The 17,352-nt window shown below is 42.2% G+C and carries 18 protein-coding genes and 1 riboswitch; of the genes, 12 read left to right on the forward strand and 6 right to left on the reverse strand.

Going from position 1 to position 17,352, the window contains the following annotated elements; all coding sequences use genetic code 11:
* Window positions 1–249 precede the first annotated feature (249 nt).
* A complete protein-coding gene (locus QFZ73_RS17985) occupies window positions 250–996 on the forward strand; it encodes an alpha/beta hydrolase (RefSeq protein WP_307268974.1) in 747 nt (248 codons plus the stop codon).
* A 155-nt stretch (window positions 997–1,151) separates the two neighbouring features.
* Here QFZ73_RS17985 and QFZ73_RS17990 read toward each other — a convergent pair whose 3' ends face one another.
* A complete protein-coding gene (locus tag QFZ73_RS17990; protein WP_307268978.1) occupies window positions 1,152–1,856 on the reverse strand; it encodes a DUF421 domain-containing protein in 705 nt (234 codons plus the stop codon).
* 261 nt (window positions 1,857–2,117) lie between these two features.
* Window positions 2,118–2,218, forward strand: a riboswitch (purine riboswitch).
* Between the two features lie 177 nt (window positions 2,219–2,395).
* Here QFZ73_RS17990 and QFZ73_RS17995 point away from each other — a divergent pair.
* Complete coding sequence (locus QFZ73_RS17995) at window positions 2,396–3,589, forward strand: NupC/NupG family nucleoside CNT transporter (RefSeq protein WP_144477206.1); 1,194 nt, start codon at window positions 2,396–2,398, stop codon at window positions 3,587–3,589.
* Between the two features lie 89 nt (window positions 3,590–3,678).
* Here QFZ73_RS17995 and QFZ73_RS18000 read toward each other — a convergent pair whose 3' ends face one another.
* From QFZ73_RS18000 to QFZ73_RS18010, 3 genes are all read right to left on the reverse strand, one after another.
* Window positions 3,679–4,821, reverse strand: coding sequence for a CAP domain-containing protein (locus QFZ73_RS18000; RefSeq protein WP_307268984.1), 1,143 nt, complete (start codon window positions 4,819–4,821; stop codon window positions 3,679–3,681).
* A gap of 39 nt (window positions 4,822–4,860) precedes the next feature.
* Window positions 4,861–5,172 (reverse strand): hypothetical protein, encoded by a 312-nt coding sequence (locus QFZ73_RS18005; protein WP_307268986.1) that lies wholly within the window; start codon window positions 5,170–5,172, stop codon window positions 4,861–4,863.
* A gap of 192 nt (window positions 5,173–5,364) precedes the next feature.
* Complete coding sequence (locus QFZ73_RS18010) at window positions 5,365–5,736, reverse strand: winged helix-turn-helix transcriptional regulator (protein WP_063232600.1); 372 nt, start codon at window positions 5,734–5,736, stop codon at window positions 5,365–5,367.
* Between the two features lie 186 nt (window positions 5,737–5,922).
* Between QFZ73_RS18010 and QFZ73_RS18015 the strand changes: the two genes are divergently transcribed.
* The 6 genes from QFZ73_RS18015 (at window position 5,923) to QFZ73_RS18040 (ending at window position 11,473) form a co-directional block, all read left to right on the forward strand.
* Window positions 5,923–7,128, forward strand: coding sequence for an MFS transporter (locus tag QFZ73_RS18015; RefSeq protein WP_251429886.1), 1,206 nt, complete (start codon window positions 5,923–5,925; stop codon window positions 7,126–7,128).
* Window positions 7,129–7,329: 201 nt separating this feature from the next.
* Complete coding sequence (locus tag QFZ73_RS18020; protein WP_307268992.1) at window positions 7,330–8,172, forward strand: aldo/keto reductase; 843 nt, start codon at window positions 7,330–7,332, stop codon at window positions 8,170–8,172.
* Between the two features lie 197 nt (window positions 8,173–8,369).
* Window positions 8,370–9,398 (forward strand): NADH:flavin oxidoreductase/NADH oxidase, encoded by a 1,029-nt coding sequence (locus QFZ73_RS18025; protein WP_307268995.1) that lies wholly within the window; start codon window positions 8,370–8,372, stop codon window positions 9,396–9,398.
* Between the two features lie 162 nt (window positions 9,399–9,560).
* Window positions 9,561–9,872 carry a rhodanese-like domain-containing protein gene (locus QFZ73_RS18030; RefSeq protein WP_034309364.1) on the forward strand — a complete coding sequence of 104 codons (312 nt, stop codon included), beginning with the start codon at window positions 9,561–9,563 and terminating at the stop codon, window positions 9,870–9,872.
* Window positions 9,873–10,141: 269 nt separating this feature from the next.
* The gene (locus QFZ73_RS18035; protein ID WP_251429894.1) at window positions 10,142–11,224 is read left to right on the forward strand and encodes a tartrate dehydrogenase; all 1,083 of its coding nucleotides are present in this window, start codon (window positions 10,142–10,144) and stop codon (window positions 11,222–11,224) included.
* A 63-nt stretch (window positions 11,225–11,287) separates the two neighbouring features.
* On the forward strand, window positions 11,288–11,473 hold the full coding sequence (locus QFZ73_RS18040; protein ID WP_048682016.1) for a sporulation protein Cse60: 186 nt from the start codon (window positions 11,288–11,290) through the stop codon (window positions 11,471–11,473).
* A gap of 115 nt (window positions 11,474–11,588) precedes the next feature.
* On the opposite strand, the gene QFZ73_RS18045 is transcribed toward QFZ73_RS18040, so the two are convergent.
* Window positions 11,589–12,518, reverse strand: a complete 930-nt coding sequence (locus QFZ73_RS18045) for an SDR family oxidoreductase (RefSeq protein ID WP_307269010.1) — start codon at window positions 12,516–12,518, stop codon at window positions 11,589–11,591.
* A gap of 147 nt (window positions 12,519–12,665) precedes the next feature.
* Here QFZ73_RS18045 and QFZ73_RS18050 point away from each other — a divergent pair, with 147 nt between their 5' ends.
* The 3 genes from QFZ73_RS18050 (at window position 12,666) to QFZ73_RS18060 (ending at window position 13,971) form a co-directional block, all read left to right on the forward strand.
* Complete coding sequence (locus QFZ73_RS18050; RefSeq protein WP_251429898.1) at window positions 12,666–12,836, forward strand: hypothetical protein; 171 nt, start codon at window positions 12,666–12,668, stop codon at window positions 12,834–12,836.
* Between the two features lie 180 nt (window positions 12,837–13,016).
* The gene (locus QFZ73_RS18055; protein WP_307269017.1) at window positions 13,017–13,637 is read left to right on the forward strand and encodes an MEDS domain-containing protein; all 621 of its coding nucleotides are present in this window, start codon (window positions 13,017–13,019) and stop codon (window positions 13,635–13,637) included.
* Window positions 13,606–13,971, forward strand: coding sequence for an MGMT family protein (locus tag QFZ73_RS18060; RefSeq protein ID WP_307269020.1), 366 nt, complete (start codon window positions 13,606–13,608; stop codon window positions 13,969–13,971). Before QFZ73_RS18055 ends, QFZ73_RS18060 begins: the two co-directional genes overlap by 32 nt.
* A gap of 191 nt (window positions 13,972–14,162) precedes the next feature.
* Here QFZ73_RS18060 and QFZ73_RS18065 read toward each other — a convergent pair whose 3' ends face one another.
* Window positions 14,163–15,428 (reverse strand): BaiN/RdsA family NAD(P)/FAD-dependent oxidoreductase, encoded by a 1,266-nt coding sequence (locus tag QFZ73_RS18065; protein ID WP_144477186.1) that lies wholly within the window; start codon window positions 15,426–15,428, stop codon window positions 14,163–14,165.
* A 205-nt stretch (window positions 15,429–15,633) separates the two neighbouring features.
* Here QFZ73_RS18065 and QFZ73_RS18070 point away from each other — a divergent pair, with 205 nt between their 5' ends.
* A complete protein-coding gene (locus QFZ73_RS18070) occupies window positions 15,634–17,235 on the forward strand; it encodes a putative polysaccharide biosynthesis protein (protein ID WP_251429903.1) in 1,602 nt (533 codons plus the stop codon).
* Window positions 17,236–17,352: the final 117 nt, after the last annotated feature.

A 17,352-nucleotide genomic window follows, 5' to 3' on the forward strand; every position in this document is an offset into this window, starting at 1 on the left:
ATTTTACTTTTCTTTAAAAAAATGGTTAAATGACGATTGCTAAATAAATTTAATCATAGTAAAATGTGCTTCGGAACGGATGAGTTGTGAAGAGTGTGGTAACGATACTATATACATGATTTAATTGTTTTAATGAGAATACGGAATAGGATAGAAGAATCCCTACTCAAGGGGTATTAATTGATTTTTTTTCGAAAATCATATAGATTCTATTTATTAACAAGAGCAGAGAAAGAAGGTCCTAGATAGATGAAAGTGAAAGCACCTGAGTCATTCACATACAGAGGTGGAAAAAGAGCTGTTCTTTTACTTCACGGGTTTACCGGAAGTACAGGAGATATGAAGAAGTTAGGAAAATACTTGAATGATCTCGACTATACTTGCCACGGACCTCTTTATAGTGGGCACGGAGTATCAGCCGAGGAACTTGTTAAAACGGGTCCAAAGGAATGGTGGGAAGATGTAGTTAATGGCTATAAATTCCTTAAAGAAGAAGGCTATGAGGAAATTGCAGTTGTAGGAATTTCTTTAGGAGGAGTTTTCTCGTTAAAAGTGGGAATTGAATTGCCTGTAACAGGGGTAGTTTCAATGTGCGCTCCGACGCAAGGAAAAAGTATCGATCGACAAAAGAACCGCTTGCTCAATTATGCACAGGCTTATAAGAAGTTTGAGGGCAAAGATGCAGACCAAATTGCTGCAGAAGTGAAGCTGCTGGAAGAAGAGCCTATGCCTCAACTAAAAGATGTGTTGAATATGATAAATGAGACAGGTGAAAATTTAGATTTAATCACATCACCAACTCTTGTTTTACAAGGGCGCTTGGATGATCCCGACTATACGGAGAGTGCTTCAGCGATTTACAATGAAGTTGATACGCAGCATAAACACTTGATCTGGTATGAAAAATCCGGTCATATTATCACTTTGGGTAAGGAACGTGAGCAGGTGTATGAGGATGTGTATAAGTTCTTAAATACACTGAATTGGTCGGAGTAATAAGCGAGTTTTCTTGAAGAAGACCGCCGGTTATCATATGATCCCCTTAAAGTTGAACGTGTAAGGAGCCTACATTCATATGTAAGCTTTACACTATATACTTGAGGGGGTTTTATTTTGGCTGCAAAAGTGATTATGGAAGTGTTCTTAAGAATTTATTTGTAGAAAAAGACCTTTACGTTATCGTTATTATCAAGAGTTGCTAATAAAATATCGTTCACGTCGGCATTATATGTTATTTTGATTCTGTTTTTCAGCCATGCTTCGTCTTTACCGCCCCGATTTAATTCTTTAGAATCAATCTTTCCCTCTTTAATGATCGTTTTAGGAAAAATGAAGGCATTTGTTGCTAGGTGCATATCTGCTGGGGTTACTGCTTCATACTGAGGGTATAAAAACAATGAAATGGTACCACCCGGTTCCCATAGTGCGAGGGACACTTTTTGAATATCTTCGACTTTTTCTTTTCTTAATTCCGATAATAAAAAATCGATGGAGATTCGGGCCCTTACTAAGCTTTTGTAAATGATTTGTCCATTTTCGATAAGCGGAAAGGGGGCGGAGTCAAAAAACCTTCGGAGTTTGCCCCACTTAAGACCCGTAAACACACTAATTATATATAAAATCACTAAAACAAAGGTCGTAATCATTGAGCCCTTCAAACCTAACTGTTCATCAGACAAAGGGTGGGCAAGAATGTTTCCAATAATTAATGCCATTATGAAATCAAGTAATCTTAACTGGGAAATAGACCGTTGCCCCATCAATTTAACCGAAAAAAGTAAGAAGAAGAAAGATACAATGGCTCTTAAAGTCCACTGAATTGCAGTAAGAGTTTCCTGGCTATTAAAAAAATCCACAAAAAATTCACGTCCTTATTTCCTATAAAGGAGATGTAATAGTTAGTATGATGAATTGAAACAAGGATTATCACACTGGCGGCTTATTTAATGACCTCTTTAGATGGGCCGTTTAAATTTAAGCCACCTTCATAAGTATTACCCAACATTGGACCCTGGGAGACTTTCTTAACTGTTTTCTAAAAATTTATATTAATATAACAACTGTAAAACGTATTGTAATTAAAAATAAACTGATTTAAAATGATATCTTTCCTGAGAAATTTATTTAAAAAATATCCTTGTATAATATCAGTGATGATGGTCTGATAGTTTCTACCTGGCAGCCGTAATGCCGGACTACAAGGAAGTATGAAAATAGAAGAGATGAACAGGGTTATGTTGGTTCGCTTGAAGAAAAAGCTTGATCCACATAACAGGTTTCAATGAAGGCTCTTACTTTTTCACACTTTCTTCCTGCGGCTGAAAGTGTAAAAAGGTGAGGGCTTTTTATATAAAAAATATGAATGGGAAATAATATATCCAAAGGGGATGAAATCATGTATTTCTTATTGAATATACTAGGTGTTTTAGTCGTAATGGGTATCGTTTACCTATGTTCACCTAATAAAAGGAACGTTAAGTGGAAAGCCATTCTTACCTTGCTGGTTCTTGAATTTCTTATCACATGGTTCATGTTATCGACTAAAATTGGGGCATGGGTCATCAATCTGATCGCTTCATTCTTCACCTGGTTGATTGAATGTGCAAATGAAGGGATTTCTTTTGTCTTTCCTTCACTTATGGCAAATGAACAAGTGGATTTCTTTTTTAGCGCATTGATGCCAATTATCTTCATTATCACGTTTTTTGATGTTTTATCGTATTTCGGTATACTTACCTGGATCATTGATAAAGTGGGGTGGCTCATCTCAAAAGTATCCGGTTTGCCAAAACTTGAGAGTTTCTTTTCGATTCAGATGATGTTCCTAGGAAATACCGAGGCACTTGCCGTTCTCCGCCTTCAACTCAGTGCGATTAAGGATCAGCGTCTTTTGACATTTGGAATCATGAGCATGAGCAGCATCAGTGGTTCAATCATTGGAGCCTACCTGTCCATGGTACCGGCAACCTATGTTTTTGTAGCGATTCCCTTGAACTGCTTAAATGCCTTGCTGATAGCTAACATGCTGAATCCCGTCGATGTCAGTAAAGAAGAAGACGTCGTTTATGTACCTTCTAAAGAGGAACGTAAAGATTTCTTTTCCACCATTTCCAACAGTATGTTGGTTGGGGCCAAAATGGTATTCGTCATCATGGCAATGGTTATCGGCTATGTGGCGTTAACGGCCAGCGTAAACGGCATTTTCGGTTTCTTCGTGGATGGATTGACCATTCAAAAGATTTTCTCTGTCATTTTTAGTCCATTTGCATTCCTGCTTGGATTATCTGGACATGATGCCATGTACGTCGCTCAATTGATGGGAATCAAGCTTGCCACAAATGAGTTCGTTGCCTTGCTCGATTTAAAAGATAAAGTAAGTACACTGTCTCCGCATACAGTTGCTGTGGCTGTCACTTATCTGACGTCATTTGCCAACTTCAGTACAGTGGGCATGATTTATGGAACATTCAATTCCATCCTCAATGATGAGAAATCGAACATTATCGGAAGGAATGTTTGGAAGCTGCTGGTTAGCGGGATGGCTGTTTCCTTGCTAAGTGCCATGGTCGTTGGACTATTCGTTTGGTGATTTAAAACATGGGCATCCATAATTATAAATGGATGCCCTCTCTGTATGAAAAAAGCTGTGCTGGATTTTCCCATGCACAGCTTTTTACTTTATTTCGTCAAATAGTTCTCCGTATAATATGGTTTATTTTCCTCATCGAAGGCAATTCCGACACCGAGCGATTCAAAATCCTTCTGTAATTTGTTTTCCCTGTGTCCAATGGAATTCATTAGGCCTTCATGGGCAAAGATACTGCTATTCTGACCGGCAGCCAGATTTTCCCCCGCCATTCGAAATTTGATTTTGTCATCTTCCATCCGGTCGAAAGGTGATTCCCCTTCAAGGTTTGTATGGTTGAAGTATTGATTCACGGCCATATCTGCACTATGATCCTGTGCAGTGACCTTCACTTGTTTATCCCATGAAAGCACGGAGAGATCATGATTGACCCGTGATGCATTGGTCAAATCGAATAATTGATATTCAAAGCCCTTCTTTAATCCGGGGCCGGCTTCTGCAAAATAGCCGCTTTTTTGCTTTTCGAGTTTTGCGTCGATGATTTGGATTGCTGTGACTGTATTTTTCTCATGTTTGTCATAAAAAATGGTCACATAGCTATTATCCATTTCAAACATATCGTATTCGCCGCTGTCACTTCGAATCTGGTAATAGACGTTTCCCTTGAGCAGTTTTGTTACAGGCTCACCCATTTTCCCAGTCACGGTTTCTTTGGGAGTGCCGCGTTTTATGCCTTCCTTTGAAGAAATCAAATCTTGGTTCGTATATAAACCAACAACTTTATTGTTGTTATCGTAGGCAACCATGAAGAAATTTTGATAATTTTCGTGATAGGCAAACCAGTCTACACCATATTCATTCCGCGTATTCCGTTTAGCTTCACCTGCCATTTTTTCCACATCAGCTTTCGTATCGCCCATTTCGATATTACGGACTGAAAATGATGCATCAGCAGGTGCTTCCAGTGCTGGTTTTTCCACTTTTTCCGTTTCCTGCGATTCTTTTTCAGAAGCGGTATTCAATGTTTCCGTCAGCGAGCCAATCAGGCTGCTGATTCCAGTACTCAGTTTTTCCAAGGCAGTCGAAACCTCTGGCCCGTTTATAAAGGAACGAACATCGGATGCAAAGGCACCAACCCCCGCTTTGAACCCAGACTCCTGAATATCTTTACCATATCCATACCAAAGTCCACTGAGTAGGAGTATGAGGACCACAATATTAAACAATTTCCGCAAATCGTTCACTCCTGCTCTATCTAGGATATAGAATCCCGATTATTGAAAGATCATCTGCAGCATACTTAAGACAGGTGGGGCACATAACAAAAACAGTGAACACAGAATGAGTATTTGTGAGGCCATTTTTGGTAGCTTTTCCTTCCCTTTTCCCGAATACCAGCCACTGAACTGAAGTTTATTTCTATACCAGACGAATAATAAAATCAGGATCGCAATCGAGCCTAGCCAGCCATACTGATTCATATTGACTCCTAAGTTTATATATATGCCGTTTACAATGATCGAAATGATTGTTCCGGCTATCCCGAAAATTAATATGATGCGTATCAATTCTAATAAGACTCTCATATGTCACTCCTTGGTTCCACCATTATACTTCTTCGTTTACAAAATAAAAAATTTAAATGCTGTGGTATTACATATTATACCAATAATAAGGAGGGGAATAAAACGGATGGTACGATGGTGAAATTTTTTTAGGAGAATTCATTATAAACAAAAAAAGATTAGCCACTTCGAGCTAATCTTTTTTGTTTGGAATTACTTCAATTGATCATTCAATACACTTTCCTCTAGAACGGAAAACTTATCTCCATACACTCTGGTTATGTGATTTTCCCCCCAAGTACATAGTGCGGAGAGAATACTTTCCAGGCTTTGTCCATACTCACTTAGTTCATATTCCACTTTTGGAGGGACTTGGTTGTAAACGATCCGATTGATGACACCGTCCTGTTCCAGCTCCCGCAATTGTTGCGTCAACATTTTTTGGGTGATGTTCGGCATAAGGCGCTTCAATTCACTAGTCCGCTTTTTTCCGTGGGTCAGATGGCAGAGGATTACGCATTTCCACTTCCCGCCCAGTACTTCCAGGGTTGCTTCAACTGATATATTGTACTTCTTTTTTTGCATGATTTGCATACCTCCTTATTTTATAGGAACTTTAAGGTACCTATATTACTTTAAAGTACGTACTGTTTTTTATTTGTATTATATCTCATAATAACATTTGCACACCGAATTCCACTGTACCATATATAAAAAAGTTGCTTAGGCAATTTCAATGATAGTACAAAACGACGAGAAGGAGAAGAGGATATGATTTCAAGTAAAAATAGAAGTACATGGGCATTGCTGGCTTTAGCGATCAGTGCCTTTGCGATAGGAACAACTGAGTTCATCAGCGTGGGATTATTACCACTCATTTCCAAGGATTTACACATTACAGTGACGACGGCGGGGTTGACGGTATCCTTATACGCCTTGGGGGTCATGTTCGGGGCACCTATCCTGACATCCCTGACATCGAATATGTCGCGAAAGACTTTATTGCTTTGGATAATGGTCGTGTTCATTGCCGGAAATGCATTAGCGGCATCTGCGACCTCGGTCGGTGTATTATTGATCGCACGTGTTATTTCAGCGCTTGCACATGGTGTCTTCATGTCAATCGGCGCTACGATTGCGGCAGATTTGGTCCCTGAAAACCGCAGGGCGAGTGCCATCGCCATCATGTTTACAGGTCTGACGGTGGCAACGGTTACCGGAGTTCCTTTTGGAACCTTCATCGGTCAGCAATTCGGCTGGAGATTCGCTTTCATCATCATTGTGGCAATCGGCTTGATTGCTTTCATAGGGAACGGCATCCTCGTTCCATCCGATTTAAGAAAAGCTGCACGGACCACTTTCCGTGACCAAATCAAATTGGTGACAAATGGCCGATTGCTGCTAGTATTCATCATTACAGCGTTAGGGTATGGAGGTACATTCGTCGTCTTCACGTACCTGTCGCCATTACTTCAGGAAGTGACAGGGTTTAAAGAAGGAACTGTGGCCTTGATTTTGCTAGTATATGGAGTAGCGATAGCAATAGGCAATACCCTTGGCGGGAAATTAGCCAATCGCAATCCTATTAATGCCCTATTCTATATGTTTCTTATTCAGGCCATTGTACTTGTGGTGTTGACTTTCACGGCACCGTTTAAGATCGCTGGTTTAATTACGATCATTTTAATGGGATTGTTTGCATTCATGAATGTTCCGGGGCTTCAAGTGTATGTCGTCATGTTAGCCGAGCGTTTCGTGCCGAGTGCAGTGGACGTGGCGTCAGCCATCAATATTGCCGCCTTCAATGCAGGAATCGCCATTGGTGCCTACTTAGGAGGGGTGATTACGGATTCGATCGGTCTGATCCATACAGCGTGGATAGGTGGAGTCATGGTGTTTGCAGCAGTGATTTTAACAGGGTGGAGCCGGGCCTTGGAAAGTAGAGACCGTACCAAGGGAATGGACAAACCAGCATAGGATTAAAAAAGTGATGCATGTTAGAAAAAGCATGCTATGCGTATAGAGTATCAAAAACCCAAGTATCATTGCATCCCTTCAGCGAATGATGGAAGGTTCCTTGAAGGGATGTAATGATACTGATACTGATACTGATACTGATACTTAAGCGCATTACAATCTATAAAAACAATGAAGAAAAAATTTGGAGGTAGAATGATAATGGTAAAAAATTTACAAGATACAACAACATTGCATAACGGCGTTAAAATGCCTTGGTTCGGATTGGGCGTATTTAAGGTGGAAGAAGGACCTGAGCTGGTAAATGCAGTTAAAGTGGCCATTAAACATGGTTATCGCAGTATCGATACGGCTGCCATTTATGAAAATGAAGAAGGGGTTGGACAAGGGATCCGTGAGGGATTGAAAGAAGCTGGAATCTCCAGGGAAGACTTATTCGTAACATCAAAAGTCTGGAATGCCGATTTGGGATATGAATCGACAATTGCGGCTTACGAAAAAAGCTTAAAGAAACTTGGCTTGGAGTACTTGGATTTATATCTTATCCATTGGCCAGTGAAAGGGAAATATAAAGAAGCTTGGAGAGCGTTGGAAACTCTTTATAAAGAAGGAAAAGTGAAAGCGATCGGTGTGAGCAATTTCCAGATTCACCACCTTAAAGATTTAATGGAAGATGCAGAAGTGAAGCCGATGGTCAATCAAGTGGAATGCCATCCGCGATTAACTCAAAAAGAAGTTCAGGCATTTTGTAAGGAACAAGGAATACAACTTGAAGCATGGTCACCATTGATGCAAGGTGAACTTCTGGATAATGACGTTTTACAAGCAATTGCGACCAAGCACGGCAAATCTGTTGCCCAGGTCATTTTACGCTGGGATTTACAAAATGGGATTGTAACGATTCCAAAATCCACTAAAGAACATCGTATTGTAGAAAACTCATCTGTATTCGATTTCGAATTGACGGAAGAAGAAATGAACCAAATTGATGGATTGAATCAGAATCACCGTGTTGGTCCAGATCCTGATAATTTCGACTTTTAATCACGTATGAAAGAGAGGGACGGGATATCCGTCTTTCTCTTTTTTATTGGATTTCCGCATTGTTGGGGATGGAAATGCTGTACCAACATTCGATGGCGTTTACAATGACAGCTTCGGGAATCTGATTAGTTGACACGGTATTACTGAGATGATATAAATGCATGTGCATGCATTATATGAAAAAGGAGATAAAAATTATGAATGATTTATTTTCACCTTATCGCATAAAAGAACTTCAACTTAAAAATAGGATCGTCATGCCGCCGATGTGCCAATACTCCGTCGAAGCGGAAGATGGTATACCAACAAACTGGCATCAGCAGCATTATGTAAGCAGGGCAGTTGGCGGCACGGGGTTAATTATAGTTGAAATGACCGATGTGGAGCCTGATGGGCGCATTTCGAATCGCGATCTTGGATTATGGTCCGACGATCAAATTGGAGCTTTCTCCAACATCGTTAAGGAAGTTCATCAATACGGTGCAAAAATCGGGATACAAATTGCCCATGCAGGCCGTAAAGCGGAGGATGCCGAAACTCCGGTGGCACCATCAGCCATCGCCTTTGATGAGACGTATAAAACACCAAGAGCTTTAGAAACGGAAGAAGTGAAGGAAATGGTCGATAAATTCCGGGCATCGGCCAGAAGGGCTGTTCAAGCAGGATTTGACGTAATCGAATTACACGGTGCACACGGGTATCTAATCCACCAATTCACATCACCGCTTACGAATAAACGTGATGACGAATATGGAAGGGACCTGACCAAGTTCGGAGTGGAAGTCATTAAAGCAGTGAAAAGCGAAATGCCTGCCGACATGCCTTTAATCATGCGCATTTCTGCAAAAGAATATGTTGAAGGCGGATATGGCATTGAAGAAAGCATTGCATTTTCACAAGTCTTTAAAGAAGCAGGCGTCGATATGTTCCATGTAAGCTCTGGAGGAGAAGGCCCGATTGGAGCAGACGGAAGACCTGGTACGCATGTTAGCTATCAAACGCCGTTGGCCAGGGAAATCAAAAAAGCTTTGGATATTCCGGTGATTGCTGTAGGTCGATTAGATGATCCGATTCTTGCTAATTCGATCATTGGTAATGAAGAAGCGGATTTGGTTGCCGTCGGCAGAGGAATGCTGCGAAACCCTTATTGGGCACTGGAAGCATCTAAAGCTTTGAATAAAAAAACGGAGATCCCAAAACAATACCAACTGGGATTCAAGCATTGATACAAATTTATTCCTTAAAACGCCGGCGAATAATATATTCACTGGCGTTTTTTCATTCAGTGCATGAGGGAATTTGCATACGCGAATCCATTACGTGATGTTTAACTGGAAATTTTGCTATAATGAAAAAGATAAATCAAACGATAATTCGAGGTGCTAATTATGGAAGAAATCAAAATCATTACAACTGAAGAAGTGGAAGCAAAGCTTGAGGCAGGCGAAGCGATGGAACTTGTCGATGTTCGTGAAGACGAAGAAGTGCAAGAGGGCATGATCGAAGGCGCGAAACATATTCGCATGAATGATATCCCGGCGAACCTTGACTATTTTGATAAAGAAAAAGAATATATTTTTATCTGCCGTTCAGGACGCCGCAGTGAAAATGTATGCCATTATCTTCAGGAACAAGGATATAAAGTGGCAAACATGGTTGGCGGAATGCTTGAATGGGACGGCGAAGTCATCGTTAAGTGAAGTTCTTCAAAAAAACCTGTTACTTTTGTAAGCGTAAATCCAAGAGTATGACGGCTTATTTGAATGAAGAAAGAAAAAAGATCATGGTTTGTTCACAATGCCGTGAATATGCGGAAAGACGCGCATATTTGAAGGCGTGAAAAAAAGAGTCCTTTCATCATGAAAGGGCTCTTTTTTCTGTATGAACCTTTCCTGACTGGGGATGCAAAAGTTATATGTTAAAATTAGGGTGCTGAAATCAGAAAATATAGAAAAAGGAGAGTTGAAGCATGAATGTTCATGAAATAGCGGTCATTGCGGGTGATGGGATAGGCCCTGAGGTGATTAATGAGGGTGTAAAGGTACTTAAAGAAGTGGCTGCAATTGCCGGGGATTTTTCTTTCCAGTTCACATATTTTCCATGGGGCTGTGAATATTATCTTGAGCACGGCAAAATGCTGCCCGACGACGGACTGGAACAACTGATGAAGTTTGACGCCGTGTATCTTGGAGCGGTCGGTTATCCTGGTGTCCCGGACCATATTTCATTACGTGAACTTCTGCTGAAAATCAGAAAGGGATTTGACCAATATGTGAATGTTCGACCCGTTAAATTGCTTCAAGGTGCACCCTGTCCATTAAAAGACGTGACTCGTGACCAAATCGATATGGTTGTCATCCGTGAAAACAGTGAAGGGGAATATTCCGGTGCCGGTGAATGGCTTTTTAAAGGCAAGCCAGAAGAAGTGGTACTGCAGACGGGGGTTTTTTCACGAAAAGGAACGGAGAGGATCATCCGTTATGCGTATGAACTGGCGCGTAAGACGGGAAGGACGCTAACGAGCATAAGCAAGGCGAACGCATTGAATTATTCAATGGTTTTTTGGGATCAGGTTTTTGAAGAAGTTGGACAGGAGTATCCGGAAGTAGAAACGAATTCCTATCTGGTCGATGCAGCGAGCATGTATTTTGTCAAACAGCCCGAACGGTTTCAAATCGTTGTCACCTCCAATTTGTTTGGTGACATCATCACGGATTTAGGTGCTGCCATTGCAGGCGGGATGGGACTGGCGGCAGGTGCCAATTTAAACCCGGAACGGATTTACCCTTCAATGTTCGAACCGATTCATGGTTCAGCCCCGGATATAGCACATAAAGGCATCGCCAATCCACTTGCGGCCATATGGTCCGCCAGTCAGATTCTCGATTTCTTTGGGCACGAGGTTTGGGGTGCAAAAGTGTTGGACGTAATCGAACAGTTGATGATCGATAAAAAGGCGCTGACTCCTGATATGGGCGGTGCTGCTTCTACAGAAGAAGTCGGGGAAGAAGTGGTTGCAATATTATCCGCTTTACAAACAAATCAAGTATAATCATCATGAAAAATGGGCATCCTGCACAATAACTATCATTATAGTAAAAGGCGGGGAGAGCCGATGATACAAGTCAAATTATTTGATTATGAGCATGAAAAGGATTTAGAGGATGAAATGAACTTTTTCCTGGAAGACATTCGTGATAATCAAATCGTCGATATCAAATACAATGTCGCCACTACAGGTGAAGAGGAAGAGGAACAGATCTACTGTTTCAGTGCGATGATCATCTATAAAAAAAAATAAAGGCCGGCTGGCCTTATAATCAATATTAGACTACCTATTGCTGCAACGCGGGCAATCCAAGGTAGTCTTTTTTTCGTCCTGACTTCCTGGGAAGGGGGCATATTCGATGTGGAAATTAGGACGATGTCGCTTCCCCACCGTTGACATGAAGTGTTTGTCCTGTCACAAAACGGGAATCATCAGAAGCGAGATAGACAAAGGTGGGAGCCAGTTCAAATGGCTGGCCTTGACGCTCCATCGGGTTATCGACTTGTGTCACTTCGTCTGCCGAGAAACTTGCCGGGATGAGGGGTGTCCAAAACCTTCCGGGCGCAACGGCGTTCACCCGGATGCCTTGATCGACAAGACTGTTTGCCAAGGCACGGGTAAAACCGATATTGGCCCCTTTAGTCGCCGTGTAATCAATTAATTGCTTATTCCCATTAAACGTCACGACAGAAGATGTATTAATGATGGAGGACCCAGCTTTTAAATGGGGAAGGGCAGCACGGGTCGTATAGAAGTGGGAATAGATATTCACTTTAAAGGTATCATCGAATTGCTCATCCGTAATATCAAGCAAGCTTAATTGCTGAAATTGAATACCCACATGGTTACAAAGAATATCGAGCTTTCCAAATGTTTCGATGGTGTTTTCCACGATATGGATACATTGCTGCTTATCCCTCAAGTCACCAGGCAGCAGTAAGCAACGTTGTCCAAGCTCTTCAATTCTCGTTTTAGTCCGATTGGCATCCTCATGTTCATCCAGATAAGCGATGGAAACATCTGCGCCTTCTTTAGCAAAAGCGATGGCAGCCGCAGCGCCAATCCCACTGTCTCCGCCAGTTATCAATGCGACCTTTCCCGTTAATTTCCCGCTGCCCCTATAATTGGGATTTTCAATGATGGGCCGGGGCACCATTAATTTTTCTACACCAGGTTGGCGGAATTGGCGTTGCTCCGGAACTGTGATGGGAACGTCTTGATAACGAGTGATCTTTCCATAATTCGGATGCATGGGATAGCCTTTATCGGATGATTTCTTTTTCTTATCTTCTGCCATGAGGAGTCCTCCTAAAAAAGGATTTAGTCGGATTACTTTATGATGATCAGATATATGCCGTGCATGAAGAACATGTATGGGGACGGGCTCGTTGCCGTGCAGCTCGAATATGCTGAAGGGTAGAAAAAAGTTTTTGGAGGCCCCTATATGCCCTATTATTATAGCGAAGAAGTGAAGTTATTATTGGTCGAACAATCGGATGCAAAAGTGGAGTTGTTATATGATTCCAACCCAAATGCCTTTGAATTGCCGCTCATAGGACCAAGACCGCCCTATTATTATAACCCGCGTTATGTGCCGTATTATCCTGTGATTTAATGGTGAACATCAAAAGGGAAAATGCATGAAGAACGGAATCTGCTGAATGGGGCTGCCTTGGTCTTACAATGAGTGGACTAAAAGCGGCCTCAATTCGACTCGACAAAATTCCAGATCATAGCAGTTGACAATAGGAAAAACTGATTATATTCTTCTATGAATTTTACAAACAAGGAGATAATGGGTAAAGTTATACATAATACATTGAGCGGACTGGTGTATTTAAAGGAGAGATCCATTTTGGATAACAATATGAAACAACTAATAGAAAATATACAGCAATCGGATGGTGGCCATATTTTATACTGTTTTAATGAATTGGAAGCCTACATTGAAAATGAGGCAACTTTCATCATTGCGGGTGTTGAACAGGGAGACCATATCCTGGTCGTCGAAAATGACCGTATCTTTCCTTTCGTGTACAAGAAATTGCAGCTTCATTTAAATGAGGAGCAATTGGAGCAAGTGCATCTTATGAATAATTTTGATTTTTATTGTTTTCATGGAGACTTCCATCCTTCGACGATGGTTAATTATTTCTTGGAAAATATCGATACATACACTGAACGTAAACAGCACGTGCGGACATGGGGCCATGTTGAATGGGGCCATGACGATCAAGTCAGCTTAGCGATAGGCAAATATGAAAAAGGGATCGACAAACTGATCAAGGAAAGGGGATTGATTTCAGTTTGTGCGTACGATGACTGCAGAGTGCCTGCCGAGCTTAAAACAAACTTGATCGAGCATCATGGAGTCCTGGTAACCGATGAAAAAATTACGATATTGGCAAACGGATAGAAAAAAAGGGGCGAGTTATTTGGACAGTTTTACTGAACGGGTGATTAATATCATACAACATATCCCTTCCGGTAAGGTGATGACATATGGTCAAATTGGACAGCTCGCCGGAAGTCCGCGCGGTGCACGGCAGGTCGTAAGGATCCTTCATTCAAGCAGCAAAAAACATGACCTTCCTTGGCACCGGGTAATCAATGCCAAGGGAGAAATCGGCATAAAAGCGGAGGGAGCCGCAGAACACCAGAAGGCGATGCTGGAGAGTGAAGGCATCACATTCACGGAACGGAATACCATTGACCTGGAAGCTTTTCGTTATCATCCAGATATATTTTAAACGGAAAGCCGGATAAAAGAGGCGGAGCGGTTGCGGCCAAAAACTGCTCCGGATGCCATTAGAGTACGATGAAGGCCGAAATAATGGTGCCTACCAGGAATGGATGCCTAACAAACACCGATTGGATGTATAGGCTTACAGAATCGCATCTAAAAGAGGCTGATCCAAGCGGATCAGCCTCTTTTTAGGAATTATGAACGGGCATACATGGCAGCATTCATTCCGGCGAGTCTTCCGGTTACTAATGCCGATGTGATATTATAGCCGCCTGTGTATCCGTGTATATCCAGAATTTCACCGCAGAAATACAGTCCGTCCATTAGTTTGGATGCCATTTCTTTTGGATGTATTTCTTTGACGGATACGCCTCCTCCAGTGACGAAGGCTTTTTCGAGCGGCTGTGTGCCGTGTACTCCGAATTGGAAGTCCTTGCATAATTCTGCAAAGCGGCGGATTTTTTCATTTGATATCGTCGCTCCTTGTTCTTGAAGGTCGATGCCGCTTCGCTCAAGCAGGAAGTGAAGGTATCGTTCAGGAACTAAACCTTTTAAGGTGTTTTTAATGGCTTTTTTCGGTTCGGCCTTGATTTCCTTCATGATGTCTTGAAAAACCTCTTCCTTGTTTCGGTCCGGCAGGGCATCGAGTTTCATGGTCACTTCCGATAGGTTCCATTTTTTCATCGCTTTCACGACGAATTGGCTGCATCTTAGAACAGCAGGACCGGAGACGCCAAAATGGGTGAAGAGCATGTCCATTCGGTGTGTGATCAGGGCCTTGCCTTTTGGGTTGAGGACACTCAATGAAACATCACGAAGTGCGAGGCCTTGAAGTGTTCGATCTTTAATGAATGTTTCATGGCTGAGTACGGGAACTTCAGTTGGGAACAGTTCGGTAATCGTGTGCCCCGCCTTTTTAGCCCATGCGTAGCCGTCTCCGGTTGAACCGGTGTGAGGAACTGATTTCCCGCCGACTGCAATCACGACTGCATCTGTGTCAATGGTCTGTCCATCTTTCAACCGGACACCGCTTGTTTTTCCATGTTCATAGAGAACTTCCGCAACTGGAGAGTTCTTATAGATCGTTACTTTTAAATTAGACAGGCGCGTCAGGAGGGCATCCACGACACTTTGCGCTTTATCGTTGACAGGGAACATCCGGCCATGGTCCTCTTCTTTAAGAGCCACGCCCAATTTTTCAAAGAATTGAATAATGTCTTCATTATTGAACTCTGAGAATGCACTGTATAGAAATCGCCCGTTTCCAGGGATATGCTGAATGATTTCATCGATTGAGAGCCTGTTCGTCACGTTGCAGCGTCCGCCGCCCGAGATTGCAAGTTTCCTGCCAAGCTTCTCGCCTTTATCCACTAACAAGACATGGGCACCTTTTTCCCCGGCTGCAATTGCTGCCATCAATCCGGAAGGACCGCCGCCAATTACCACTACATCATATTTCAAATTGATCACCACTTTATCATTTTCAGTCCCTTCATTATATAGCAAGAGCCCGTCAGATTGCGAATGTAGACAAAAAGGAATTATTTGTTTGTGTATTATCTTCGAAAACGATAAACTTGAGTGTAGTTTTCTATAGAAAAAATACTTTAATATGATAAGATAAAGAGCGTGTGAAACGTAACTGACAGAGGCAGGAAGGGATTAGATGTCATCTAAGTTTTTAAAAGGGGCTTTTATATTAACGCTGGGAGCGATCATTTCCAAGATACTTGGTTTATTTTACGTCATCCCATTTGAACATATGGTTGGGAATAAAGGGGCTACCCTCTATCAATATGGGTACGTTCCATATACCATTTTCATTAGCTTTGCAACGGCAGGCATGCCGCTTGCTGTTTCTAAATTCATTTCGAAGTATAATGCGCTCGAGGAGTACGCCGTCGGTGAGAAGTTATTTAAATCGAGCCTGAAATTAATGGTTGTCACCGGTTTTCTCGCATTTTTGATTCTCTATACGATGGCCCCGCTGTTTACTGGAGTCTTTGGGGTCAGGCAGGAAGATGCCGGGGATGTCACGGAGATCATACGGGCAGTCAGCTTCGCCTTGATTTTTGTACCGTTCATGAGCATCATCCGCGGCTTCTTTCAAGGTCATGAAGCGATGGAACCAACGGCCATATCTCAGGTTATCGAACAAATTGTCCGCATCGTGTTCCTTCTGGCTGGTGTGTATGTTGTTTTGAATGTCCTGGATGGAGAGTTAGTGAGAGCCATCCAAGTAGCTACCTTCGCGGCTACGGTCGGGGCTGTCGGCGGTTTAGTGGTGTTATTTTGGTATTGGAAAAAACAAAAACCCCATTTGGACAGCTTGATGAAGAAAGACCGGGGGACGATGGAAATTTCCCTGAAGGAGATCTATAAAGAAATATTCCTTTCATCGATTCCTTTCATATTTGTCGGAATCGCGATGCCATTGTTTCAGTTTGCGGACCTATTGTCTTTCAATAAGGCGATGTCGTCCATCGGGTTGCAGCATGTCGCAGAAGATGCCCTTGGGGTTTTGAATGTATATGCCCAAAAGCTTGTCCTGATTCCGATGACGCTTGCAACCGGGTTTTCGATGGCGCTTCTTCCATCGGTGACGAAGGCATATGTAAGCGAGGATTCGGAAGAGTTAAACCGCCAGCTGAACCAAGCCTTCCAAATTTTATTGTTCATTACAATTCCGGCGGTCGTTGGCATGTCGGTGCTAGCCGATCCAATCTATAGTGCCTTTTACAGCCATGATCCACTTGGAATCAGTGTCCTGAAGGCATATGCGCCCGTTTCCATCTTGTTTGCGCTTTTTTCCGTTTCGGCGGCCATTTTACAAGGCATCAATCAGCAAAAATATACGGTGCTCAGCCTGCTTGTTGGCTTTTTAATCAAATTGAGCTTGAATATCCCGATGATCAAGTTGTTTGAAACGGAAGGATCCGTTTATGCCACGGCATTCGGCTACTTGGCTGCTGTGCTGCTGAATTTGTATGTCATTACCTACTTTACTGGATATCGTTACAGCCTTACCATCAGAAGATCTGTTTTGATAACTGTTTTTTCAATGATAATGGGACTGGCTGCATGGGGCATGTTCAGTTTATTATCGCTGTGGCTTACAACGGAAGGGCGCTTCCAAGCGATTTTGATCGTGGCCGTTTGTGCAATTTTTGGAGCTCTCATTTATGCGGCGCTTTCCTTGAAAAGCAAACTTGCCCATCGTTTGTTCGGTGCCCGGATCGATCGGTTAAAAGCTAAATTAGGATTATAAGCTGGAGGTTTGAAGTGTAAAAAAAAGGGTATTGAATGGTGAATCCCCAGATTAAAATATATTGGCCTTGCCTGTCATAAAGTGGGCAAGGCTTTTTACTGAAAAAGGCTTTAGGAG

Origin of the sequence: Peribacillus sp. V2I11 (assembly GCF_030817135.1) — a bacterium.
Lineage (GTDB): Bacteria > Bacillota > Bacilli > Bacillales > DSM-1321 > Peribacillus > Peribacillus simplex.

Coding starts and splice junctions, on each gene's coding strand:
- QFZ73_RS17985 (WP_307268974.1), top strand. CDS start 250: ATGAAAGTGAAAGCACCTGAGTCATTCACATACAGAGGTGGAAAAAGA.
- QFZ73_RS17995 (WP_144477206.1), top strand. CDS start 2,396: ATGTATTTCTTATTGAATATACTAGGTGTTTTAGTCGTAATGGGTATC.
- QFZ73_RS18005 (WP_307268986.1), bottom strand. CDS start 5,172: ATGAGAGTCTTATTAGAATTGATACGCATCATATTAATTTTCGGGATA.
- QFZ73_RS18010 (WP_063232600.1), bottom strand. CDS start 5,736: ATGCAAAAAAAGAAGTACAATATATCAGTTGAAGCAACCCTGGAAGTA.
- QFZ73_RS18015 (WP_251429886.1), top strand. CDS start 5,923: ATGATTTCAAGTAAAAATAGAAGTACATGGGCATTGCTGGCTTTAGCG.
- QFZ73_RS18020 (WP_307268992.1), top strand. CDS start 7,330: ATGGTAAAAAATTTACAAGATACAACAACATTGCATAACGGCGTTAAA.
- QFZ73_RS18025 (WP_307268995.1), top strand. CDS start 8,370: ATGAATGATTTATTTTCACCTTATCGCATAAAAGAACTTCAACTTAAA.
- QFZ73_RS18030 (WP_034309364.1), top strand. CDS start 9,561: ATGGAAGAAATCAAAATCATTACAACTGAAGAAGTGGAAGCAAAGCTT.
- QFZ73_RS18035 (WP_251429894.1), top strand. CDS start 10,142: ATGAATGTTCATGAAATAGCGGTCATTGCGGGTGATGGGATAGGCCCT.
- QFZ73_RS18040 (WP_048682016.1), top strand. CDS start 11,288: ATGATACAAGTCAAATTATTTGATTATGAGCATGAAAAGGATTTAGAG.
- QFZ73_RS18045 (WP_307269010.1), bottom strand. CDS start 12,518: ATGGCAGAAGATAAGAAAAAGAAATCATCCGATAAAGGCTATCCCATG.
- QFZ73_RS18050 (WP_251429898.1), top strand. CDS start 12,666: ATGCCCTATTATTATAGCGAAGAAGTGAAGTTATTATTGGTCGAACAA.
- QFZ73_RS18055 (WP_307269017.1), top strand. CDS start 13,017: ATGGGTAAAGTTATACATAATACATTGAGCGGACTGGTGTATTTAAAG.
- QFZ73_RS18060 (WP_307269020.1), top strand. CDS start 13,606: ATGAAAAAATTACGATATTGGCAAACGGATAGAAAAAAAGGGGCGAGT.
- QFZ73_RS18070 (WP_251429903.1), top strand. CDS start 15,634: ATGTCATCTAAGTTTTTAAAAGGGGCTTTTATATTAACGCTGGGAGCG.